The 24,694-nt window shown below is 46.3% G+C and carries 18 protein-coding genes and 1 pseudogene; 17 read left to right on the forward strand and 2 right to left on the reverse strand.

Features of this window, described 5'->3' with window-relative positions; translation table 11 throughout:
• The first annotated feature begins 48 nt into the window (after positions 1-48).
• Positions 49-762 (forward strand): response regulator transcription factor, encoded by a 714-nt coding sequence (locus J7E85_RS24410; RefSeq protein ID WP_215162392.1) that lies wholly within the window; start codon positions 49-51, stop codon positions 760-762.
• Positions 762-2,150: a sensor histidine kinase gene (locus J7E85_RS24415; protein ID WP_215162394.1), complete on the forward strand. Its 1,389-nt coding sequence runs from the start codon at positions 762-764 to the stop codon at positions 2,148-2,150. The genes J7E85_RS24410 and J7E85_RS24415 overlap by 1 nt, the downstream gene beginning before the upstream one ends.
• 175 nt (positions 2,151-2,325) lie before the next feature.
• On the opposite strand, the gene J7E85_RS24420 is transcribed toward J7E85_RS24415, so the two are convergent.
• A complete protein-coding gene (locus J7E85_RS24420) occupies positions 2,326-3,198 on the reverse strand; it encodes an AraC family transcriptional regulator (protein ID WP_215162396.1) in 873 nt (290 codons plus the stop codon).
• A 245-nt stretch (positions 3,199-3,443) separates the two neighbouring features.
• On the opposite strand from J7E85_RS24420, the gene J7E85_RS24425 reads away from it, so the two are divergent.
• The 15 genes and pseudogenes from J7E85_RS24425 to J7E85_RS34255 all read left to right on the forward strand — a co-directional run bounded on the left by J7E85_RS24425 (position 3,444) and on the right by J7E85_RS34255 (position 24,035).
• Positions 3,444-4,817: an extracellular solute-binding protein gene (locus J7E85_RS24425; protein ID WP_215162398.1), complete on the forward strand. Its 1,374-nt coding sequence runs from the start codon at positions 3,444-3,446 to the stop codon at positions 4,815-4,817.
• A 296-nt stretch (positions 4,818-5,113) separates the two neighbouring features.
• Positions 5,114-7,387 carry an FIMAH domain-containing protein gene (locus J7E85_RS24430; RefSeq protein ID WP_215162400.1) on the forward strand — a complete coding sequence of 758 codons (2,274 nt, stop codon included), beginning with the start codon at positions 5,114-5,116 and terminating at the stop codon, positions 7,385-7,387.
• Positions 7,388-7,668: 281 nt separating this feature from the next.
• Positions 7,669-8,268 (forward strand): short chain dehydrogenase, encoded by a 600-nt coding sequence (locus tag J7E85_RS24435; protein ID WP_215162402.1) that lies wholly within the window; start codon positions 7,669-7,671, stop codon positions 8,266-8,268.
• A gap of 356 nt (positions 8,269-8,624) precedes the next feature.
• Entirely contained in the window at positions 8,625-9,494 is an 870-nt protein-coding gene (locus J7E85_RS24440) for a hypothetical protein (RefSeq protein ID WP_215162404.1), read from the forward strand.
• A gap of 211 nt (positions 9,495-9,705) precedes the next feature.
• The gene (locus J7E85_RS24445; RefSeq protein WP_215162406.1) at positions 9,706-10,734 is read left to right on the forward strand and encodes an alpha/beta fold hydrolase; all 1,029 of its coding nucleotides are present in this window, start codon (positions 9,706-9,708) and stop codon (positions 10,732-10,734) included.
• Positions 10,735-10,827: 93 nt separating this feature from the next.
• Positions 10,828-11,301 carry a GlcG/HbpS family heme-binding protein gene (locus tag J7E85_RS24450; protein WP_215162408.1) on the forward strand — a complete coding sequence of 158 codons (474 nt, stop codon included), beginning with the start codon at positions 10,828-10,830 and terminating at the stop codon, positions 11,299-11,301.
• A gap of 274 nt (positions 11,302-11,575) precedes the next feature.
• A complete protein-coding gene (locus tag J7E85_RS24455) occupies positions 11,576-12,364 on the forward strand; it encodes a DeoR/GlpR family DNA-binding transcription regulator (RefSeq protein WP_215162410.1) in 789 nt (262 codons plus the stop codon).
• The gene (gene nagA / locus J7E85_RS24460) at positions 12,361-13,509 is read left to right on the forward strand and encodes an N-acetylglucosamine-6-phosphate deacetylase (RefSeq protein ID WP_215162418.1); all 1,149 of its coding nucleotides are present in this window, start codon (positions 12,361-12,363) and stop codon (positions 13,507-13,509) included. Before J7E85_RS24455 ends, nagA begins: the two co-directional genes overlap by 4 nt.
• A gap of 274 nt (positions 13,510-13,783) precedes the next feature.
• Positions 13,784-14,710 carry an ABC transporter permease gene (locus J7E85_RS24465; protein ID WP_213578911.1) on the forward strand — a complete coding sequence of 309 codons (927 nt, stop codon included), beginning with the start codon at positions 13,784-13,786 and terminating at the stop codon, positions 14,708-14,710.
• 20 nt (positions 14,711-14,730) lie between these two features.
• On the forward strand, positions 14,731-15,633 hold the full coding sequence (locus J7E85_RS24470) for a carbohydrate ABC transporter permease (protein ID WP_215162420.1): 903 nt from the start codon (positions 14,731-14,733) through the stop codon (positions 15,631-15,633).
• Positions 15,634-15,738: 105 nt separating this feature from the next.
• Complete coding sequence (locus tag J7E85_RS24475; RefSeq protein ID WP_215162422.1) at positions 15,739-17,265, forward strand: ABC transporter substrate-binding protein; 1,527 nt, start codon at positions 15,739-15,741, stop codon at positions 17,263-17,265.
• A 158-nt stretch (positions 17,266-17,423) separates the two neighbouring features.
• Complete coding sequence (locus J7E85_RS24480) at positions 17,424-19,175, forward strand: sensor histidine kinase (protein ID WP_251036015.1); 1,752 nt, start codon at positions 17,424-17,426, stop codon at positions 19,173-19,175.
• 22 nt (positions 19,176-19,197) lie between these two features.
• Positions 19,198-20,778: a response regulator gene (locus J7E85_RS24485; RefSeq protein ID WP_215162424.1), complete on the forward strand. Its 1,581-nt coding sequence runs from the start codon at positions 19,198-19,200 to the stop codon at positions 20,776-20,778.
• A gap of 581 nt (positions 20,779-21,359) precedes the next feature.
• A pseudogene (locus J7E85_RS34250) lies at positions 21,360-22,526 on the forward strand (family 8 glycosyl hydrolase); the annotation flags it as partial.
• A 51-nt stretch (positions 22,527-22,577) separates the two neighbouring features.
• Positions 22,578-24,035, forward strand: coding sequence for a CBM96 family carbohydrate-binding protein (locus J7E85_RS34255; protein ID WP_251036018.1), 1,458 nt, complete (start codon positions 22,578-22,580; stop codon positions 24,033-24,035).
• A gap of 204 nt (positions 24,036-24,239) precedes the next feature.
• Here J7E85_RS34255 and J7E85_RS24495 read toward each other — a convergent pair.
• A partial coding sequence (locus J7E85_RS24495) for an IS5 family transposase (protein WP_215162426.1) occupies positions 24,240-24,694 on the reverse strand: 455 nt, incomplete at its 5' end.

Consider the following 24,694-nt stretch of genomic DNA (forward strand, 5'->3'; position numbering starts at 1 on the left):
ATATCGGCTGCATGCATTCGTCATGTATACTAAATTGGGTGATGTGAATTGGACTTGATAAAGAATAAAAAAATACTGATTGTTGACGACGAGCCTGAAATACGTGAGATGATTGAACGTTTCCTACGAAGGGAAGGCTTCTTCCGGATCTATACTGCCGGCAATTTCTCGAATGCCCTGTCTGTTTGCAGATCGGAGAAGCCAGATGCGGCCATATTGGATATCATGCTGCCGGATGGAGACGGCTTTTCGCTGCTTTCATCCATCCGGTCGTTTACGGACATGCCTGTACTGTTTCTGTCTGCGCGAGGTGAAGATGAAGATCGGCTGCTCGGGCTAGGCTTGGGCGCTGATGATTATATGGTCAAGCCCTTTTTGCCCAGAGAGCTTATTCTCCGACTGATGGCTATTTTGAAGCGGGTATATGCCTCCAACATCGTAGAACGGTTACCTGTATTTCGGTTAGGTGCTCTAACTGTAGATTTGGATAGCGCTGTCGTACTAAGGGAGCACAAAGAATTCTCGTTGACTGCCAAGGAGCACTCCATACTGATGAAGCTGTATGAGAATCAGGGCCGGATCGTAACCAGTGACGCTTTATGCCAAGCTGTATGGGGTGATGAGATTTATGGTTATGAGAACACTTTGATGGTGCATGTTCGACGCATTCGGGAGAAAATCGAGGAAGATCCATCAAATCCGGTGTATTTGTTAACCGTGCGTGGACTCGGGTATAAACTCATGACACAGGAGTCCAGATAATGGATGGCGTTATCCGGATATTACGGCGGTTTGTCGGTTCGACGATTCTGGTTTCCTTTCTTCTGTTGCTGTTCAATCTGGTATTACTCGGTTCATTGATTTTCCAGGAAAACCACAAAGGGCCTTCCCCTGAAGCAATTGTGCAGAAATTGGCCAACGAATTGGTTCTGCAACAGGGAAACTATGTGCTTGGCCATGAGGGGATTCAACTGCTGGATATGCACCAAACTTGGGCCATGTTGATGGATCGGGATGGAGAGGTACAGTGGAGCGAACGACTGCCTGAGGACATTCCAAGGTCCTATGATGTAACGGACGTAGCCAAGTTCTCCCGCTACTATCTGATGGAATACCCCGTATATGTATGGGAACGAGAAGATGGATTGCTGGTATTGGGATATCCCAAAAACACCTACGGAAAATATCAAATCGACTTCATGGTCGAGTGGCTAAGGTCCCTACCTGTACGAATTTTGTTGTTACTGTTGTGCAATGTAGCCCTTGCACTGCTGGTTTCCGTGCTAATTGGAACGCGGGTCATCCGGGGAATAAGGCCGTTGATTCATGGCATCCATGCTCTTTCCAAGGAAGAGCCGGTCCAGGTGGATACAGGGGGGATATTCAATGATGTGTCCCAAAGCATCAATTCGACCTCTCAGATGCTCCAAGAGAAGAATGATGCACTCAAAGCGAGGGACGTTGCGAGATCGAACTGGATCGCAGGCATCTCCCATGATATCCGGACACCGCTATCCATGATCCTGGGTTATGCGAGCGAGTTGGAGGACCAGCCGGAACTGTCTGCTGAGCATAAACAACAGGCTGCAATCATCCGTCGCCAGGGGGAACGCTTGCGATCTTTGGTGAGTGATCTGAATTTGGTATCGATGCTGGAATACGATATGCAGCCATTACAGTTGAAGTCGATCCGTCTCTCCGCGTTGGCCAGACAGGTCGTATCCGACTTTTTAAATAACGGCCTCGATGAGAGCTATGACATTTCTCTTCATATGATGGACGAGAGTCTGATCGTGAGCGGGGATGAACGTCTATTGTATCGGGCGATAACCAACCTGGTACAGAACAGTATCAGGCATAACCCGGACGGATGTAAAATTGAATTGAAAACGGGTCCGGCAGACGGGGTGTTTTATAGCTTTGTGGTATCGGACAACGGAAGAGGCATCCCGAAAGAAGAACTAAAGGGCGTGATTTTACTTCCCTACACTTCTGGACGAACACGCCCGAACCGACAAGGACATGGACTGGGACTACCCATGGTGGAGAGGATTGCCAAGGCTCATCAGGGAGAACTGATTCTGGAGAGTGATCGAGGGGAAGGACTTACAGCTGTTGTAAAACTGCCCGCTTCTAAGGTTGGAGATTAAGATTGTATCTAATTACTAACATATTCGTTAAAAAGCCGCGAATATCGCGTACATAGACGAACGGATGATCATTTAATGTGTTGGGTATCGTTTATTATTTTAAGCGTAGAGGGCATTAGAGGCAGGACGAGAGAAAGCAGCATGAGAGATTGACCCTCGTGCTGCTCTTCTCGTTCTAAGAGCCCTTCTTCTTAACGACAGGGATCCAAACTTCCATTTCATACATGTCGTTGCCTCTATCGTAAGTCATTTCAAACTCAGGACCATTTGCCGGTTCGTAATTGCAGGTTGGAAACCACTCTGCCCAAATGCGCTTCCATAAATCATGAATACCGCTTTGCCCGTCGGGGTAGAGGCCAGTTGAGAATATCGCGTAGGTTTGAGGTGGGATCGGGAGTCTTTCAAACCCTTCTGGCATGCCACTCTGGGTCATAAAGTAACCGATCATGTAGGAAAATTCCCCACCTTGCTTGTTGTATAGTATCCCATGGATCTGACCATTTTCCCCCAGACCCGCAGCTGTACGAATTCGATCAACGGTACCGTCGGCTATACACGTAGTCCAAAAAGCAGGTATATCAATAAACGGATGATCGCCATCGCTATTCACCACAGTTGATACGCCGAACATCTCAAAAGCCTGTTTTTCCTCCATTCTGTAATTCATCTCAACATCTCCTCGAATCGAAATATGAAAGGATAACCGAGGATAGGCCTTCAGGGTAACACCTCTGTCGCGCGCTGACATTGGCATCACACCGTGCATTTTTTTAAACGCTCTAGAAAATGCCTCAGGCGATTCGTAACCATACTTTAAAGCGATGTCGATGACCTTTGTACCGCTCTGCTGCAGTTCAAATGCGGCAAGGGTGAGCCGCCTGCGCCTAATGTACTCTGAAAGCGACACATTTGTTATGAACGGAAACATTCGTTGAAAATGGTATGTTGAGCAGCAGGCAATTCTAGCCACGATATCGTAATCAATCGTATCTGACAGGTGTGTTTCTACATATTCCATTGCGTTGTTCATACGATCCAGCCAATCCATACAGACCATCCTTTCAAGATTGAGTATAGGGGATGGTAACCAATGTAACCTAGCAATCCATGCACCGAAATATCATGTTCGAGATGATATGAATAAATCCTTTTTTGTTGATTATGATTTCAACGATTATCTGCCCAGGTGTAGTTTTCATGGGATTTAATTTTGCCAAACGAGTTGAAGAGTGAGTATACTATAAGAATGGATTGATGTAGCAAACCAGTTATGGTAAATAAAGGTGGACACATATGGCTAAATCCGACCGGTATACTTTTCAAAATAAAATGAAGCGCATGGTCACCGATCTGCGCCAAAAAATTAAAAGCGGCGCTTACGCTCAAGGCGATTATCTTCCGTCGGAAATGTCTCTGATCGAGCTGTACGGTCTAAGCAAAAATTCGGTCCGGCAAGCGCTGGATCAGCTGGTTCAGGAAGAATTGATCGTTAAAGTGCCCCGTGTGGGCACCCAAGTGGTTGCTTCTACCGGACAAGTCCGGAAGATTCGTTTCGGTATGTATCCTTCTCTATATGCAGAGGCGGAAATGGAGGTCCTACTTGCCCTGTTCCAGGAACGGCACCCGGATATTTTTGTAGAAATCGTGGACCTGCCGTATGAACATGCGGAAAGCATCGCGAACCTGATGAGGCTTGGCATTGTGGACGTGTTGTCCGTCAACATGCAGGATATGATGCATTTCCAGGAGAGCGGAAGTACCGGTCTGTTTCTCCCACAGCAGCCCTATGCGTCAACCTACACTTTTTTGCATGCTCCGTTCGTGGATGCCGAAGGCAAGCTGGCGGCAAAGCCGTTCATTCATTCTCCCGTGATTTTAGCCTACAACAAGGAGCATCTTCGGGAAAAACGACAGTTTGAGCCGGACAGTGGTTGGAGCTGGGACGATCTTCAGCGAATGCTGAGGGAGCTGAAAAGCCCCGGACGTTACAGTCTGGCCCTGCAATTGTATTCACTGAACCGATGGCCCATTTTCCTCATGCAGAATAGAGGCGATACGGAGATTGATTCGTCATGGAGCCGGGCGATCGAGGGTTTGTCCTGGCTCCGCGGGCTGATTCACGAGGACGGCATGTTCCCGTTGGCGCTGGCTCAAGGCGCTTTTGAAGCGGAGAATCTGTTCCGTGAGCAGAAGGTCTCCGTCATTTTGACGACGTATTATCTGCTCAACCAGCTGAAGGGAGCGTCCTTTACTTATGACGTGGCGCCTCTGCCGCATTTTGATAATGGAACAACACTGCTATTGGGCACCGGGATCGGGGTAAGCGCCCACTCCAAAGAGCAGGAGCTGGCCCAAAGCTTTGCCGATTTCCTGGCCTCTAACGAGGTGCAGGAATACATCCGCAGGCATTCGTACAGCCTACCAGCAAACCGCTATATTACTGAGAATGTGGATCCGGAGATGGAGGGACGGCCCTCCCGTCTCAACCTGCACCGAGAAATGGCTCATCTATATAAGACCTGCAAAGATATACGACTAAGCCTGGATGAGATGCTGCTGTTCCGCGAGCAGTTGAAGCAATACTTCTCTTATCTGATCGATGAGGAAGAGCTGATGTCCGGGCTGGGAAGTAAAACAACAAGAGACAAATGGATTCATAAGCTGTGACCACCGTGGTCACGGCTTTTTTTTACTTTCTCGAAATAACAAGTTTTCAGTGAGGCTGAACGATTCTATCATTCTAAGATAATGACCAGATAAGAACCAGTTGACACTATATAGGGTATATGCTAAATTCTTTGCGAGTATATGAACTACATAAATACCAGGACTTCATGATTCAACATTCTTAGTCGGGGAGGGATGCCGCGATCCTTACTTGGTAAAATGATCAAGTTTACCTGCACAGGTCGGACAGTTATTTGATTTACAATACATTCCATAATAGAAATGAGGATGAATTAATGAACATAACCCACAGCAGGCTTCACGTGAAGAAGGCACTCCAACGCCTGTGTTTCGCGATTTGTGTCACGTTACTGACTGCGGTTTTCTTCCCCACAAGTGCCTCGGCGGACATTGGGAAAACTTACAGTAATCCTATCGATTTGGGATCTCCGATGCAAAGCGTTGCGATTTATGACGGGGCATTTGGAATTCAGGACGGGCGCGAGGTTATGTATACAACGGTATCCGGCAAGCCGGCTATCTTTCATGTCATTGATCTGAAAACCAAAGAAGTGCTGAGCACGCACCCGTTAACGGGATCCGAAAGCTCTTGGACGCATATTACGACCCCTGACGGGACGGTGTATATCGGAGGGAACGGTACACTGTACTCCTACTCTCCGGTGACTAAACAATTGAAAATTCTGGGCGGCATCGGTGAGCAGGTCGTATATGGCTTGTCTCACGATGAGGAGGGCCGGGTCTACTTCGGTTCTTATCCCAATGCAAAAGCGGGCCGCTATGATCCTTCTACAGGGGAAATGAAAGACTACGGCATCGTAGGCACGGGCCAAAGCTACAGTCGTTCCACTGCGTATCATGACGGATATCTGTATGTCGGTATCGGGATAGAAGGCAGCATTGTGAAGGTCAATGTGGTATCTGGGGAGAAGGGGACCATCCAGCTTCCGAGCTACAACGGAGCGGTTGACATCGGGATGGTGAACCAGTTGGATGTCGCGGGCAAATATTTGGTTGCGGGCATCAGCAAAGGAAACAACGCGCTTCTGTTCTATGATCTGGAGCTGCAGCAGTGGAGCGAGACATACCACTTGAACAATAAAGGCATTCGTCTCTCTTATGGACCGGAAGGCAGCAATAAAATCTATTTCGTGCAGAATAACCATCTGATGGAAGTGGATTTGAATACCCTTGCTGCCGTTGACACCGGTGTGGTGTACGGAACGTTCCTGCGTAATACGGCTTGGGTGGAGGTTCCGAACGTTCCGGATCTTCCAGGTGTTTCTCTTGCAACCGTTCAATTCGGCGGCAGCGTAGCCTTCATGAATCTTACGACCAAGCAGGTCAAGGCGATTCCGTATCCGGTGAATGGCAACCCGATTCCTGTTCAGACGATGGAGAACGGTCCGGATGGACGTCTGTTCATTAGCGGTTACCCTGGGGGTACAGGGTCTGCATATTCAGTTGAGACCGGTACCTTCGAAACTTTCCCTATGGGTCAGTCGGAAGGCATGGTGTCCATGAACGGCAAGATGTATATGGGCGTTTATCCTGGTGCGGATATCTTTGAATACAATGCGGAAAATCCGACGCAGCGTAAGAGCCAGTTCAAAATCACCGGGCAGGACCGACCGTTCATCATGAGAGCCGCTGAGGGCAAGCTGTTTATCGGTACCATTCCGGATTACGGCAAACTCGGCGGATCCCTAACCATTTATGATCCGGCCAATGGCAGCAATTATACCGAATACAAGAACGTCATCAACAATCAGTCGATTGTCGGCATTGCGGTGAAAGACGGTAAGGTTTACGGTTCCACCACCGTCGCTGGCGGACTGGGCATCACTCCTTCAGAACCGGCGGCCAAATTGTTTATCTGGGACATCGCGACCGGCAAAGTGGAGAAGGAATGGGTACCTTCCATTAATGGCGCTTCTCCTACGCCTCATATCATCAGCGGTACCAGTATTGGTCCTGACGGGCTGCTGTGGGCGGCTTTTGACGGAACGCTCTTCGCTGTAAACCCGAACACCCAGGAAATTGTGAAAAGCAAGACGATTTACGAAGGTGTTGAGAAATACGGCAATTGGCGTCCGGTATATATTCGCTGGAGCGAGGCCGGCCTTATGTATCTGACGCTTGCCGGTCATGTCACCGTGGTCAATCCGGAAACGATGGAGCACCAGACGCTGGCGGAATCCCAGCACGTGAATTTGGGACACGACGGCAACATTTACTACACTAACGATACGCAGCTGATGAAGATTGAAGTGTCTGATGCGGCCGCACCGGATAGGCTGGGCTCCCTGATGGACGATATTCAGTCCTGGAAGTTGCAGGGTGATATCAGCCATCCGCTTAGCCAGCAGATCGGCAATGCTCTGAAACAAGCAGAGCTAAAGCATAAACAGGGCAAGAAGGATCAGGCCGTGAAGCATCTGAATGATGCGCTCAAGCATCTGAATAAAGTCAAAGCGGGAAGTATTACGGAAGAAAAGCGTTCGGAAGTGGAGCAGCGCATACAAGCGGTCATTGGTGAATGGTCTTGATTTTAGCAGAGAATCGGTTTAAGTAGATATTCTTTGCAGGAAAAACATCTACGAATAGAAAGTCGCCCATTGAGGCGACTTTTTATGTCTTACCGATGATGTGTTAATATAAATATGGTTTTTAAGATGCGCTGAATGGACGACCTTGGACTAATTTCCAAGGCGCTTGAAAACCAAATCAATATTGAATTTATTCATCAGCTATGGGATTCTTATCTCCAAGGGAAATTCCCAAAATGAATCATGGTGCAAGTTTTTTGTAGATGGAAAGGAGAGCAAACATGAAAATAATCATAGTTGGGGCAAGCGGTACGATTGGACAAGCAGTCGCCAAAGAACTAGGACAACATCATGAAATTATTCGTGCTGGAAGAAACGGAACAGACGTAATGGTTGATATTACATCGGTTGATAGCATCAAAAACATGTATGAGCAAGTTGGGAAAGTGGATGCAGTCATTAGTGCAACGGGCGGTGCTCATTTTGCTTCTATTACAGAATTAACGCCAGAGCTAAACGAAATAGGGATTGAAAGTAAACTTAAGGGGCAAATCAATTTAGTCCTTTTGGGAATGGACTACGTTAATGACAGCGGAAGCTTTACTCTAACAACGGGTATCATGATGGATGATCCCATTCCTCAAGGTGCATCAGCAGCCATGGCTAATGGTGGTGTTAAAGCGTTCGTTAAGTCCGCCTCGATTGAAATGCCTAGGGGAATCCGTATAAATAGTGTTAGCCCGAATGTCTTGCAAGAATCACTTGGAAAATATGGTGAGTTTTTTCCGGGCTTTGAAGCAGTTCCTGCTAGTCGCGTAGCCCTTGCTTTCAAAAAAAGCGTAGAAGGAGCTCAAACCGGACAAAATTATGAAGTTTATTAATCACATATATTGAAAGCCGCGGAAATCGCGGCTTTTTTTTGTTTTAACGATATCGAATAATCTTGGAAGACTAGGACTTCATGTTTTAAGCTCGAACCAGTTACTACCGAATGACCCAAAAGTCCCTCTTGCTGGGCCTACAAAAGAATGAAAGTTTGGGCTGTTTTGTATGACCAACCGAAGCACACCTTTCGGACGAATTCCGACAAAACTTTATAGACGAAAAGAATCATTTTTTCGGGAAGTTTGATGAAATGGGTGTACGCTGGGGGGTGGATATAATACGATCAGACAAAGTGTTTTTGTTCATGAACACGAACGAAATCGAATCATACCGATAAATGGAGGGAAACACTGTGAAATTATTAGGGACGATTATGATTATAATGGTGAGCATCTTCTTGCTCGGCATGGGTTGTACGGATCAGGAAAAGGAAGTGGAAACGACACTTGGACAATCCGAGCAAAACGGCGACGATATACGCATACCGCACAATGAACGGCTTCATTTATCCACCGACAAGAAATGGATCGAGGAAGAAGGGCATCAGTCCGATCTGATTCGATTGCAATGGACGGCGGAAAGGGCCAAGCCGGCGATCGTCTGGGTTGACGAGAATGGCAAGGACAAGACGGCGATCATTTCCCATGACAAGGCAAACAATCCGGAGCAGCAGGATCATAAGCATATCTCGTTCGAGACGACTATGTCGCCGACTGGTCAATACCCCAACCAGTTGTTTACCCGGTTTGAAATTCCGTTTGACACCGACGTAAGCGAGATCCGTACGCATTCGTCCAATTTCAATGTCATGAGTGGTATCTTGCGGGTAGCCGGCGAAAGCGGGACGAACCGGGATATCCAGTTAAGTGCAGCCGGCAAGGATAATGAGACGACACCGAGATGGGCCGTACGGGCCGACAGTTTAGAGGAATCGGGTGACAATGCGGGAGCCAACCTGCAGTTCGTCCGTTATGGAGATGACGGCAAAGTGCTCGATTCCCCGCTCACCGTGCAGCGCAGTGACGGCAATATCGGAATTGGCACGAATGAACCCGACACCAAGCTCGATGTAAACGGGGATATGCTGCGTCTTCGCGAAAAGTATACGCCCGCTTCGTCCAGTGCTGCATGCAGCCAAGGACAGATCTCTTGGGACGACAAATATGTATATGTTTGCGTTGCCCAAAACAATTGGAAAAGGACCGAACTATCCTCCTGGTAGTTTCTACGCCGCTGATCTGCATCAAGATCAGCGGCTTTTTGTTATTAGCTATGTTCTAATGCCGCTGATTTCTTCGACTAGGGTCTGGGTCCAATTCAGTCTCAGGAAGGATTTGGAGTAAACGAGCCTAAGGTACAATGAGATGTATGAAATCTACATTGGATCTTTCGCAATTTACTTCAAGCTTTAAGCAGAAAGGTGTCCCAAGACCATGAGAAAATTGAAAAAAGCATTAAGAATTATCGGGGTAACACTAATAGCGCTACTCATAACAGCCCTAATTTTTCCTACATGGACATCGTCCATCAAAGGCGAAAATAGTATTAGCATATTAGAACAAGTAGAGATCAATGGAAGCAAGCAAGAACTGATGATACGCGGCGATGACAAGAACAATCCCGTCATTTTATTTGTGCACGGAGGACCTGGAGCCCCGGAAATCCCATATGCCGCAGCATATCAAGACTTGTTGGAAACCCGGTTTACGGTTGTTCATTACGACCAAAGAGCCAGTGGAAAATCCTATCGTTTTTTTGAGGATTACGCTAATCTTTCAACGGAATTGCTGGTAAATGACTTATTGACTTTAACGGATCACGTTTCGGAACGTCTGGGCAAAGAAAAGATAATTCTCATTGGACATTCTTATGGTACGTATATTGCTGCACAGGCGGCCCATAAAGCCCCCGAAAAATATGAGGCTTATGTCGGGATTGGCCAGATGGGGGATACCTTAACAAGCGAGATGGACAGTTTGACCTACTTAATCAGCCAAGCTCATCAGGCCGGCAACGTGGAAGACGTCTTATATCTGCAAGGCCTAACCGATAAAATCAAAAAGGGCGAAATGTTCACTCCCCGAAATTATGTCATTCGATATGGCGGAGCTTCAAGACTTATTGACAGCCCTGACGGCAATAGCCTTGGAATGCTGTTAAGCAGCGAGTATAACTTAATGGACGCTATTCGATATAACGTCGGGATATCTTTTTCTCAAAAGGTTTTGTTGGAGGAGGTTATAGAACATCCGTTGCCAACGCTTGTAACGAAACTTGAAATACCGTGCTACTTTATCATGGGCGATTATGACTTTATGACATCCTCTCATGCAGCAAAAGAATATTTCGATATGCTTGAAGCCGATCAGAAGGAGTTTATTGCGTTTGATCAATCTGCGCATTATCCGCACTTAGAAGAGAAGGAAAAGTTTTTTGAATGGGTATCCAAGACATTTCTTTAGCATTCATTCCGGAAGTACTGGTATAAGGCAATTCACCACTATAGGCATATGACAATATAATGCAGTATTTCTATTTAGTAAAGGGGAGCTATGATGTATAAACTCACTTTAACAACTGCGAAGAAGTTATTGGAAATTGCCGAACAGCGTGCCAGACAAATGGGACTTAACTCGGACATAGCGATCGTAGATGAGGGCACAAACCTAATGGCTTTCTATAGGATGGACAATGCCAAAATAGCAGGTATCGATATTGCCATAGGTAAGGCTTGGACCAGTGTAGCTTTGCAAATGCCAACAGCGAATTTAGCGCAATCTGCGCTTCCTGGTGGAGCAACCTTCGGAATTAATACAACGAATCGGGGGAAAGTCGTTATCCTCGGCGGAGGAATTCCTTTGGTTCATGAAGGAAGGATTGTCGGTGGCATTGGTGTAAGTGGAGGAACAAGCGCACAGGATATTGACGTTGCCAATGCAGCAGTGCAAGCGTTTGAAAATATGAGAAGTAATGATATCCAATATGCAAACGCACGGATTGGCACTGTAAATCAATCGTTTACTTATTAACGGCGCTCCTGTTCGATTGTAAGGGCAGGCTGCTTCTGTGCAAGAAGCGGCCTGTCTTCATCCTATTTAAGAGTATAAATGGACTCACGGTGCGATAACCGAAATGGAAAATATCGTAGGACTAACATATGTATACTTTTAAAACCTCGATAATCGTGGTTTTTTTGCTTTTGACAAGAATAATAATAAACTTACAAATACTTATTGTTTATTTATAATTACTTATATATACTTATATATAGAATGTAAATACTTAAGCAAGGAGGGGGAAGAGATGTTCCAAGAGGAACGATTAGTAAACATCCTGGATTACTTAAAACAACATAAAACGATGAGTGTTGGAGAGATATGCTCGTTCTTTCAAGTGTCGCGGGATACCGCGCGCAGGGATATTGTCAAATTAGTTCAAGAAGGAGTTGTTGTTCGCACGCACGGAGGGGTAGCCTTGCCTGAACTGCAAAAGGAACTTACTTCTTATCAGGAACGACTTATTGATGAGCCCACGAGCAAGAAGGTGATCGGCGAGCATGGCGCTAAACTGATTCGGGACCACGAAACGGTATTTTTTGACGTATCTACGACCGTTCAATTTGTTGCGGAGCATATTCAAGCGAGAGAGATAACAGCGGTTACGCATTCCATCGATAATGTAGGGATACTCTCCAAACGGGAAGATCTGAGCATCTACCTGCTTGGCGGTTATCTGCATACCCAAAATCGATTATTATATGGTCCTTCTGTCATTGATAAAATCAGTGAAATCCGTGCCGATAAAGCGTTCATCGGTGCGACAGCAATCCAGCCAGACGGACTCTATTATCCATATGAAGAAGATGTCCGGGTGAAGAGAGAAATGGCCCGGCGCTCGGATCAGGTCATACTTGTTGCAGATCATACCAAATTCGCGGTGAAATCGAGGTTCAAGTTGGACTTTGATCACGTGGATATTATTGTAACTGATCAATCGATTCCCGTTGAAATACAGGAAATATTAGATCACAAAAATATTACACTTATAGAATGTCAGACCCATAACCAACAGGATGGAGTTGAGTCGAAATGAACAACCAAATCATTCAACATGTCAAAGTTCACCTGCCTCATCAAATACTTCCTTCTGCAACCGTCTGGATTGCGAATGGGAAGTTGAAGCGAATAGAAGCGACGCAAGAACTGGAAACAATCGAAGCTGATGCTGAACTAATTGATGGCAAAGGAATGTGGCTCATACCGGGGATGATAGATGTTCATATTCATGGGGCCAATGGCTATGACATGATGGACGGAACCGAGGACAGCATTCAAGAAGTATCACGCGCTTGTGCTGCAACTGGATGCACTTCGTTTCTGGCGACTTCCGTGAGTTCGACGATAGAGGATCTGCTCAATATGATTCGCAGCGTAAAATCTGTAATCGGACGAGAACAAGGGGCAAAGATTGCCGGCATTCACTTGGAGGGACCCTATTTGAATCCGAAGCGTAAAGGGATGCAAAACGAGAAATATCTTCGCCACCCGAATCTGGAAGAAATAAAGTTGATTTTTCAAGAAGCGGGTTCGCTCATTAAAATGGTCACGATCGCACCAGAATTGCCTGGAGGCTTGGAACTGATATCCTTTCTGAAAGAGCAGGATGTTGTGATTGCTGTAGCTCATTCCGATGCCACATACGAAGAAGCAAAGCTGGCTTTCGCAGCCGGTGCGAGTCATGTAACCCATTGTTTTAACGGGATGAGACCGATTCACCATCGAGACCCCGGACTGATTGTAGCCGCATTTGAAGAACCGCATGTCAGCCTGCAAGCGATTGTCGATCAAGTCCATCTTCATCCCGCCATTGTCCGATTAATGCACCGTCTCAAGGGGCCTGAAGGCGTGGTGCTTATTACAGATGCACTTCAGGCGATGGGATTAGGTGATGGCAATTATATGTTTGGTGGTCATCACGTTACCGTTTCCGAGGGGATTGCAAGGCTTGCGGATGGCACTTTAGCATCGAGTACGGTGACTATGAATGAAGCATTACGTCTGACCGTGGCTAACGGAATTTCAATGGGGGATGCCGTGCACATGGCTTCAACAACGCCAGCCCGTATTCTGGGTTTATCTCACAAAGGAAAAATCGAGGCAGGATACGATGCGGATCTCGTTTTGATGGACGAAAGGTATCAAGTGCAGTGGACGATGATTGAGGGTAAACTGTACTGATGAAGGAGACGTAGAAGCTTCTCCACCGCTTCTTATTCATACGCGCAGCGTCATACAACAGACAACGGGGTGCCCCAGGTCAATAGACCTTTTGGGGCACCTTTTTTTTGCATTAAATGAGTATGGTTAAAACTGTAAATCGCCCTTAGAAGCCGGATGAAAACAAGTCATTATTGTGGTATCAGAAAGTCATAAGGATAGTGGTTGACCAGAATCATTGGTTATAGAATGGGGGTGTAAGGGTTTGCATGACGTGACAAGAAGGGGCTGGAACATGAGGGGTTCGTCTCATTTAAGGAAGAGGCTGAAGAAGTATAAGTGGCTGCTGCTAATGACATTGCCGGGGATCGTCTACTTGTTCATCAACAACTATGTCCCGATGTACGGCGTGATTCTAGCATTTAAAAACTATAATTATGTCGATGGCATATGGGGAAGTGCGTGGGCCGGGTTCGATAACTTTAAATTCTTGTTCAACTCACAGGATGCGTACATTATTACCCGCAATACCTTCTTGTACAATTTCGTTTTTATTGTGCTGAACCTGGTTTTAGCTGTTCTGGTAGCGCTGCTGATTAATGAAATTAAGGATAAAGCGATCAGCCGGTTCTATCAAAGCACATTCCTGCTGCCGCATATCATCTCGATGGTCGTTGTCGCCTATCTGGTCTACAGCTTTTTGAATGTGGATAGCGGTCTTGTGAACAGGTTATTAATCCATTGGTTTGGTTCGGAGGCGGTGTCTTGGTATGGAGAACCCAAGTATTGGCCTTACATCCTGGTCATCGTAAATGCATGGAAGAACGTAGGTTATCTATCCATCATCTATTTCGCTTCCATTATCGGAATAGACAAAGAATACTATGAAGCTGCCACGATTGATGGTGCAACCAAGTGGAAGCAGATGACCCGGATCACGATCCCGCTTATTTTGCCTGTCATCACCACCATGACCCTGCTTGCGGTCAGCGGCATTCTCCGGTCGGATTTCGGATTATTCTATCAGGTTCCTATGAATACAGGCGCTCTGATCCCGACAACGAATACCATCGATACCTTTGTCTATCGTGCCATGATTCAATCGGGGGATATCGGCATGTCGACAGCAGCTGGATTCTATCAATCCGTCGTTTGTTTAGTGCTCATCCTAGTAGCAAATACGGCAGTAAGACGCATTAATAAACGTGACGCTTTATTTTAAACAGAGGGGGAGAGATAGAAATGGTGAAGGAATGGAGTCCTAAAAAATGGATCGGCGCATCTTCGATTCACCTGTTTTTCTGGACATTTACAGTCGCTTCGTTAATTCCGTTCATCCTGGTCTTTATGGTGTCGATATCCAGTGAAGATTCCATCCTACAGAACGGATACTCATTGTTTCCCAGTCACATCAGCTTTGCGGCCTATCAATTTTTATTCCATGATTTTTCGGAAATAGCGAAAGCTTACGGCGTCACGATCTTGACCACGCTGGTTGGAACCGTCGTAAGCCTGTTGATAACAGCGCTTTTTGCTTATCCGTTATCCAGACCCGAGCTGCCGTTTCGCCGCACCATTTCCTTTTATATTTTTTTCACCATGCTGTTTGGCGGAGGAATGGTACCTTGGTATATCACTTATGTAAATATGTTTGATCTGAAAAATACGATTTTTGCTATGATCATCCCCAACTTGCTGTTAAGTGCCTTCAATGTGCTGCTCATGCGGAGCTTTTTCGCCTCGACCATACCCGAATCTGTGGTTGAATCCGCGACGATTGACGGTGCAAGCGAACTGAAGATTTTCTTTAAAATCGTCGTTCCGCTTTCTTTGCCGATTATGGCCACGATTGGACTGTTTAACACGTTATCCTACTGGAATGACTGGTATAACTGTATGCTGTTTATCGATAAACCCGAGCTGTATAACATCCAGTATTTGATGACAAAGACACTCACGAATATTCAGTATCTTCTAATGAAGTCGAACAGTTCGGCTCAGGTTGGGGACCTGCTCGCCAAGATGCCGAGGGAAACCGTCCGCATGGCACTTGCGATTGTTGGCATTGCCCCGTTGATGTTCGCCTATCCGTTCTTCCAGAAGTATTACATTAGCGGGATTACAACCGGTGCGGTAAAAGGTTAGCAGCCCATGCGATCGTTCATTAGAGGAGGTGGGGCAGGTTAGGCGATTCGCACTCCAATTCATGCCTTAGATTAAAGTTAATTGTTGAGAGGAGAACTCAGGGATATGAAAAAAGCGCATCATCTGGTGCTTATGATCATGCTTTGCGGAATGCTGGCATTAACAGGCTGCAGTAAGGGGGGGACCGAAAATACTTCGGATACCGGGGGCAAACAAGCCCAGACGGATGAAACAGGACAAAATTCAGATACCTCACTCAAACCTTATAAAATAACGCTCGTATATCCGGCAACCGCTCCCAAAGACTTGCAGCTTGTTCAGGAAGAGATGAGCAAATATCTGACGGAAAAGATAAATGCAACCATTGAGCTCAAGCCTATAGAGTGGGCTTCTTGGGATGATAAGACTAACTTGATGAAAATCTCCAATGAGCCGTTTGATCTGATGTTCACGGCCAGCTGGTTCTCGTATCCGAAGGATGCCGCGAAAGGCCAGTATCTGGAACTTGATGATTTGATGGCTCAATACGGAAAAGATATTCCGGGTATCCTGGGTGAGGAATTTATTAAGGGATCCAGAATTGGCGGCAAGCTGTACGCGCTTCCTACCAAGAAAGAATTCGGCCAAGGTTTCGGATTCTTGCTCGACAAGAAGTTGGTGGATAAATACAAGTTTGATACGAATGGCGTCAAGACGCTGGAAGATATGGAAGCCATGTTCCAAACCATTAAGGACAATGAACCTGGTGTAACTCCCATCGTTTCAAGCAAATTCACGAACATCTGGGAAGCCGCCAATTATGATGGCATCGTTGCCAATCTCTCGATTCCCCGAGGAAGTAAAGAATTGCAAGCGGTGGATACCCTGGAGGATCCGAAGTTCATCGAATTTTATAAACGCATGTTTCAGTGGAATCAGAACGGTTGGTTTGATAAGGATATCCTGACATCAGACGCGGATCAAGGCATGAATATGATTAAGGCGGGCAAGGCCTTTGCGGTTGCCCAATCCTTGAAGCCAGGGAAAGACAAGGAGATGTCTTTAAGCTCAGGCGTTGAGGTGGTGCAAGTCGAAACGGCGGAGCCGTTTACGACGACAGGAGATGCACAGGGCGCAATGCTGGGAATTTCGCGCACGTCCAAGGATCCTGCAAGAGCCATGATGTTCCTTAATCTGCTGTACAGCGATCCGAAGCTGCTCAATATGCTGGATTGGGGTATCGAAGGGATTCACTATGTTAAGAAATCTGATATTATGATTGATTTTCCTGAAGGTGTGAACGCGGACACCCAAACCTATCCGAATCCGGGAGGCTGGATGTTCGGGAATCAGTTCAACTCTTATCTATGGGCAAACGAGGATCCGAATAAGTGGGAAGAGTTCAAGAAGTTTAATGAAAGAGCGGAGCACTCCATCGCGCTCGGATTTGCCTTTAATCAAGAGCCTGTCAAATCGGAGATGGCATCCATTGCGAATGTGGAGAAAGAGTTTGGAGCATCGTTAAAATCCGGAGCGGTGGATCCTGAAAAAATCATTGCCAAGTGGAAAGAAAAACGGAAATCTGCCGGTTTTGACAAAGTTAAAGCCGAAGTTGAAAAGCAGCTGGCGGCGTGGGCAGAAACTCAGAAGTAGCAAAGATAAGGAATAGGGGGATACCGAACCGGGACTATCGTTGTGTGTCCTATAAGGGATTCCCTTTTTTCTTGTATGTGACTATACTCAGAGTGTAGATGACTTGCTATACTGCGGAAGCACATTCTGCAAACCTTTCCATGGAGCCGGGGTAGTGTATGCCTATGTTGAATATTAAAGACTCGCTTCGTTTTAAGCTAATCATCGGTTTCTTTACGATCGCGGTACCTCTTGTGACCCTGCTTCTCTACAACAACTACTATGCATCCAATACGATAAGGGAGCAGGTGGCGGACTCGAATAAAAATTCGATGATCCTCTATTCCCACCAGATCGAGGCAGCCCTGAACAAGGAGACGAATTTTTTGTACAATATTGCCGTTGAAGATCCGAACATTGCTGCACTCTCACAGCTTCTGAATGATCCCGATGAGTACTATCTTGCCAAGGCCAGAATCTTGAATACGCTTACGCGTTATCACCGGTTTGACAACAGCGTCGATCTTCAATTTATCTATTCCGTGCAGAAGCAGGATTTATTTACTACACCGATCAAGGCCCAATCCTACGATGAGCTGTTGTCCATCAAAACGACCATTGAACAACTGGTCAAGGAGGTTCAACCGGACAGCGCCTATTTCCGCGAATGGAAGGCCATTGAGTACAGCCAACATAAATACGCATTGATCAGGCTGGTGGATACGGGAGATGATTTTTACCTCGGGGCATTTGTAGAACTGGAGAACCTGATGATACCGCTGGATTTGATTCATCTGGAATATGGCTTTGCCAGCTTTGTGAATGAGCAGGGTGAATTGTTGACCAACACGTCAGCGATCGGAAGGAACCGGCTGAATACCTCTCTTGCTTCTGAATCCAACGAAGTGTATCAAATCGTGAAGAAGGACGATCAAAAATATATCGTAGTCATGAATCAGATTCAGGGTACCAACGTCATACTAAGCGCTTTTGTACCCGAGTCCCAGATGCTGAAGAATCTGTATCACTTTCGGAGAGGGATTATCATCATATCCATCGTGGTTTTAATCATTCTGATTATCTATTTGGTCTATCTCAATGAGATTATCCTGAAGCCCATGAACAATCTTGTCCGCGGAATGCGCAGAATCAAGCACGGAGATTGGAATACGCGGCTTCATGCTTCTAAAGCGAAGGAATTTAACATGATCAACGAAACCTTCAACAGCATGGCCTCCGAGATCCATGAGCTGAAGATCAGCGTTTACGAGGAACAGATCAAGGCGCATAAAGCCGAACTTAAGCATTTACAACTCCAAATCAATCCCCATTTTTTATTGAACTCCATCAATATCGTTTACAATTTGGCTGAAATTAAGAATTATAGCGTGATCCAGCTCATGTGCATGAACCTCGTTAAGTACTTCCGTTTTACAACGAAAACGAATCAAATCGCGGTGACAATCGCGGAAGAAATGGAGCATATGGAGAGCTACATCAAAATACAGCAGGTCCGGTTTCCAGAGCGAGTCACCTATGAAATACATATATCGGATGATGCAGACCAAGCGGCAATCCCGCCGCTATTAATTCAGCCTTTTATCGAAAATGCAATCAAATACGGATTTGATTTCATGGATCATCCTTTTCATATTGCCATTCATATCAGCCTTTCCAGGCATGATCAATTGGAGATTGTGATCTCTGATAACGGAAGTGGCTTCTCCCAGGAAGTGCTGGAGCAATTACAATCGGGCGGTTACATGGAGAATCAGACAGGGGAGCATTTAGGAATCACCAATGTACAGTACCGCCTTAAGCATATCTTTGGGGATATGACTCGCCTTGAGTTTGATAACGCTCCGGATTCCGGGGCTAGGATAAGAATGGTACTTCCTTTCCGGACGGCAGAGCAGTTTACTTCATATTGATGATCTGTATGGGGGTAGTCGCATGTTTAAGGCACTTATTGTAGATGATGAGATCTATGCGGTAATGGGAATTAAGAGCGGCGTGAATTGGCAGGATTTGCAGGTGTCTGAAGTGTATGAGGCTTATAATATGCGCGATGCATTACAGGTTTTTGAACGCACGCCGATTGATATTATGATCTGTGATATTGAAATGCCCAAAGGGACAGGGATTGAACTGCTCGAGCGGGTGAATGATATTTCTCCCGATACAGAAACCATTTTTCTAACCGCCCACTCCGCCTTTGACTTCATGAAGAGAGCGATTCAGCTCGATGGCTTCGATTATTTGTTAAAACCGATCGAATTTGATGTGCTTCAGGCAACCATAGCCAAAGCACTGCATTCGATTAAACAGGAGCGGGAACTCCGTCATATGCGCGAGCATTACAAACCATATTATGAGCTGTGGCGGAAGAAAAAAAGCCTGATCACGGATAAGTTCTGGAATGATGTGTTTTCGGGTAGAATCGTCTGCACTCCGGCTAATGTTAGGGATGTTCTTGAAGAGCATGAGCTTAGCGGACTGCAAGATGCTGTATTCATGCCTGTTCTGGTGAGCGTGGAATCCTGGCTGCGCGAGCTCAGCACAAAGGATGAAGAGATCATGGAATACGCCATCCGCAAAGGTGCATCCGAAATGCTATTGCCTGCCGGCAATGGAGAGGTCATTCAGACCAAGCAGGGGGTGAATGTCGTCCTTATTGTTGGAGAGGAGGGGAATGCCACTCATGAACTGAACTTGCGCTGTGAAAAATACATTCAGGACTGTTATACCTACTTCGGTTGTAATATTTCCTGTTATATCGGCAATCGCTCCAATATGTATGAAATTGCCGATACGTACAGGCAACTGCTGGAGATGGAGTACAACAACCTGAATAAATCCAACCAAGTGTATAGGCTGGCTTCATTAGGCACCCATTCCATTAAGACGATGATTCCGCGAATATCGACCTGGACCCTACTTATGGAGCATGGACAGCAAGAAGAAATACAGAGAGAGATTCATGGACGTATTGAAGAACTGAGCCGAAATCCAGAGCTTTCGGTTAGTGAGCTTGAAGGCTTCCGACAAGAATTTATGCAAATGGTCCATTATATTCTTCATAAAAATGGACTGTCTGCGTTTGAGTTGTTTCAGGATCAGGCAGGAATTCATCTGTATGCTCAGCCGCGTAATCTTCAACAATTGAAAGCTTCGGTGCTTCAAGCCGTTCAGGTTATCCATGATCAGCTCCACCCGAACTGCTCCGTGATTCAACGTGTACAATCCTATATAAAGGAGCATTTACACGAGCCGATCACAAGAGAACAGCTGGCCAGTTACGTACATCTCAATCCTGCTTATCTGTCCCGTCTGTTCAAACGCGAGGTAGACGAATCGATTACAGATTACATATTGTTTGCCCGGATGGCACAGGCCAAAGATTTAATCTCGAACTCGACCATCCCTATATCCGAAGTAGCCCAAGCCTTTGGCTATCATAACTTCTCGCATTTTTCCAAAATGTTCAGAAAAGTATATCGAGTTTCTCCGCAGGAGTTTAGACAGCAATCATAATCTCAACGGGGGGTTCTATTCAACGAAAAAAGCCTGTGTTTCCTATTCGAGGAAATACAGGCTTCTATGTGTATTTACCGAATCGGGTACACTAGTGTCCCTCCTACTTGAGTTAAATTCATAGTCGATTACATGACAACCTTAAAAAAACAACAATACACCTTAATTTAGTCCCTTTCCGAATTCGAGAAATGGGATTAGAACTAAGATACCATACAATAATTTGTATACATCCCAGAATGTGGTTTTTGTAACTCCGTGAGAGGGGGATTGCTTATACCGAGTGTTCAAAAAGCATTAATAAAGTCAAACTCATATGGGAAGACGCCTTTGGGAAAAGCTACAAAATTCAAGTGTCGACGGATACGGCAGCGCCTGTAAATTGGACGGAGGTATACTCCACTTCAACCGCTGATCAGCAATGACGCAGGGCTTATCTGTTAGAAGTAACTATGATCACAGGCAAGATGCCCGAAACCAATCCAATAGGAGGAATAGGAATGTTTAAAAAATGGTCAATTCACGCACTTTGCCTCGTCCTTTTGATGTCGACTTTTCTCTCACCGGTGTTTGTACAAGAAGCCCACGCAGCAGGCGAGCAAAAGCCGTTTCCCCAGCAAGCGAGCTTTGCTGGAATTACGAAGCCTAATCATCTCTCGCAGTCGCAATTGAATGCAGACGTTATCGCTTACTATAATTCATGGAAATCCAGCTATTTGAAGAACAACTTGTCCTCCTTGCCCGGCGGATATTATGTGAAAGGCGAAATTACAGGAGAACCTGGCGGGTATAAGGCGTTGGGCTCTTCCGAAGGTCAAGGATACGGCATGCTCATTACGGTGTTAATGGCCGGCTATGATCCGAATGCCAAAACCATTTACGACGGCCTGTCCAAAACGGCCAGAGCTTATAAAAGCAAGGGGAATCCTAACCTGATGGGCTGGGTCGTAGCGGACTCCAAAAGCGCGCAGGGAGATTTCTACTCGGCGACCGACGGGGATCTGGACATCGCTTACTCGCTCATTCTTGCTCATGATCAATGGGGTTCCTCCGGTACAATCAATTATTTGGCGGAAGCCAAAAAAATGATTACGGATGGAATCAAGAAAAGCAATGTCACGACTAACAACCGGTTAAATCTGGGCGATTGGGATAGCAAAAGCGCACTGAACACGAGACCTTCGGATTGGATGCTCAGCCATTTAAGAGCCTTTTACGAGGTTACCGGTGATTCAACGTGGTTGAATGTCATCAATAACCTGTACAACGTCTATAGTTCATTCAGCGCCTCCTATTCGCCGAACACGGGGTTGATTTCGGATTTTGTCGTTGACAATCCTCCAAAGCCCGCTCCACGAAATTATTTGGAAGAGTTCCCGGAAACGGACGAATACAATTATAATGCCGCTCGGGTACCACTCAGGATTGTGATGGATTACGCGCATTATGGTGAGACGAGAGCCAAATCGATCACCGATAAACTGGCTTCCTGGATTAAAGGAAAGACGAGCGGCAACCCCAACAATATTCGGGACGGGTATCTATTGAACGGAACGGTGTCTCCATCGGCAAGCGGGGCGGAAGGTGTTTTTGTGGCTCCGTTTATTTCGGCAGGAACCCCGAATAGCGGAAACCAGGCCTGGATCAATAGCGGCTGGGACTGGATGAAAAGTCATAAATCCGGCTATTACAGCGACAGCTTCACCCTCTTAAACATGCTGTTCATTTCAGGTAACTGGTGGAAGCCAGGAGGGGGAGGCAACCCAGTAGATACGCAAGCACCAACGGCTCCGTCGAATTTGGCGGTTACTGCAAAGACTTCGTCAAGTATCTCTCTTTCATGGAATGCTTCTACGGATAATGTAGGGGTTACGGGTTATGAGATTTATAACGGCTCAGCACCAGCGGCTTCCGTTACAGGAACGAATGCGACCATCAGCGGCTTGAGCGCCAACACGGCCTACACCTTTACGGTCAAAGCCAAAGATGCCGCCGGGAATATATCAGGCGCAAGCAATGCAGTGACAGCCACAACAAATAACGATACATCGTCCCCGAATCTTACCTTGAACAAGACGGCCGTTGCAAGCTCAAGCGAAGCCTCGGGCTTTGAGCCAGCTAAAGCTTTTGACGGCAGCCAGGCAACGCGATGGGCAAGCGCAGAAGGCGTTGACCCGCAATGGATTTATGTCGATCTCGGGGCAGTGAAGAACATCAATCGAATCCAATTAAATTGGGAAGAAGCCTATGCGAAGAGTTACAAGATTCAAGTATCTGTCGATAACGGTACACCTACCAATTGGACGGATGTATTCTCCACAACAACCGGGAATGGCGCCATAGATGATATTGTCATTCCGGATCGAAATGCGAGATACGTGAGAATGTACGGCACGGCCAGAGGCACCTCTTACGGATACTCCTTATATGAGTTTGAAGTGTACGGAACAGATTCTACGGGCAGCTCGGATACAGAGACACCAACGGTTCCAACGAATTTGGCAGTAACCAACACGACCTCCTCCAGCGTTACGCTTTCATGGGGGGCTGCAACGGACAACGTAGGCGTTACCGGTTACGATGTTTATGAGGGGGCCACGTTGGCTGCCACCGTTACCGACACGACAGCGACGGTTAGCGGGCTAAACGCCAACACAACCTATACATTTACGGTCAAAGCGAAAGATGCAGCCGGCAACGTCTCGGCTGCAAGCAACGAAATCAGTGCGACCACTAGCGGGGATACGGTGAACCCTGTCAAACTCACAGCGATCGAAGACAGCTTCGTTCGTGGCGGTACGTATACCGGGGATCAATATGGCTCCCAGAATACGATGACTGTAAAGCTGCGCGCCTCCAATGCCTCTTACGATCGAGCAGGATACTTGAAATTTGATACTACCTCATTAAGCGGGTCCGTAAGCTCTGCTATTCTCAAAATCTATGTAACCAATATTCATAGCAATACGAGTTCCTATACAGTGGAAGCCAGAGGAATCAACAATGATGCATGGTCTGAAACGTCGATCAACGCAACCAACCAGCCGACAGAAGCCGGGACTGCATTGGGGACCGTGACGGTAAGTCAAAAAGGTGCCTATGTGAGCTTTGATGTCACTTCATTTGTGAACAGTCAATCGGATGGAGTCGTAAGCTTCTGTATCGTCGGTTTAGATGAAGATATGGGCGCAGATTATGCGACCAAGGAACATTCGGATACGGCCATTCATCCTGTTCTTATCATTAACGGAGATTAATGAATACATTAAAACCACGATCAAGTGAAATCTTGGATAAGACAGAAGGGCTGCCATTTGGGCAGCCCTTCACTTTGTTGGTCATGAACCATAGGATTACAGACATCCTTTCAAGAAACGGGACACTATGATGCCGATTAGGTTTTTATCTAATCGGCATCAGCTTTCTTTACAATGAAACTAAACTAGGGCGTGTATGCAAACCTAAGCGAGCCAGACCATAATTGATGCCAGCGTTAAAAAAGCCTTGAATGAGCTTGCTAACTTATCAAAGCGAGTCGCCAACCGACGATAATGTTTTACTTTATTGAAAAAACATTCAATGAGATGCCGTTCTTTGTAAATTTCTTTATCCCATTCTCTTGGTTTACGGCGATTTTTCTTACTGGGTATCACAGGTATAGCTGATTGCTGCTCTAACAAATGAAGAATTTGATTGGTGTCGTACGCTCGATCAGCCAACACCTGTTTTTTCGTTAGATCCATCTGTTTTAACATTTCGTAGCCGGTTACCGAATCGTGGCATTGACCTCCTGTTAGCTTAAAGCGCAGGGGATTACCTAGAGCATCAACCACGGCGTGAATTTTGGTGGTTAGTCCGCCACGAGAACGCCCTATTGCTTGCTTGAGGCCCCCCCTTTTGCTCCCGATCCATGTTG

Origin of the sequence: Paenibacillus sp. ISL-20 (genome assembly GCF_018613005.1) — a bacterium.
GTDB lineage: Bacteria > Bacillota > Bacilli > Paenibacillales > Paenibacillaceae > Paenibacillus_AQ.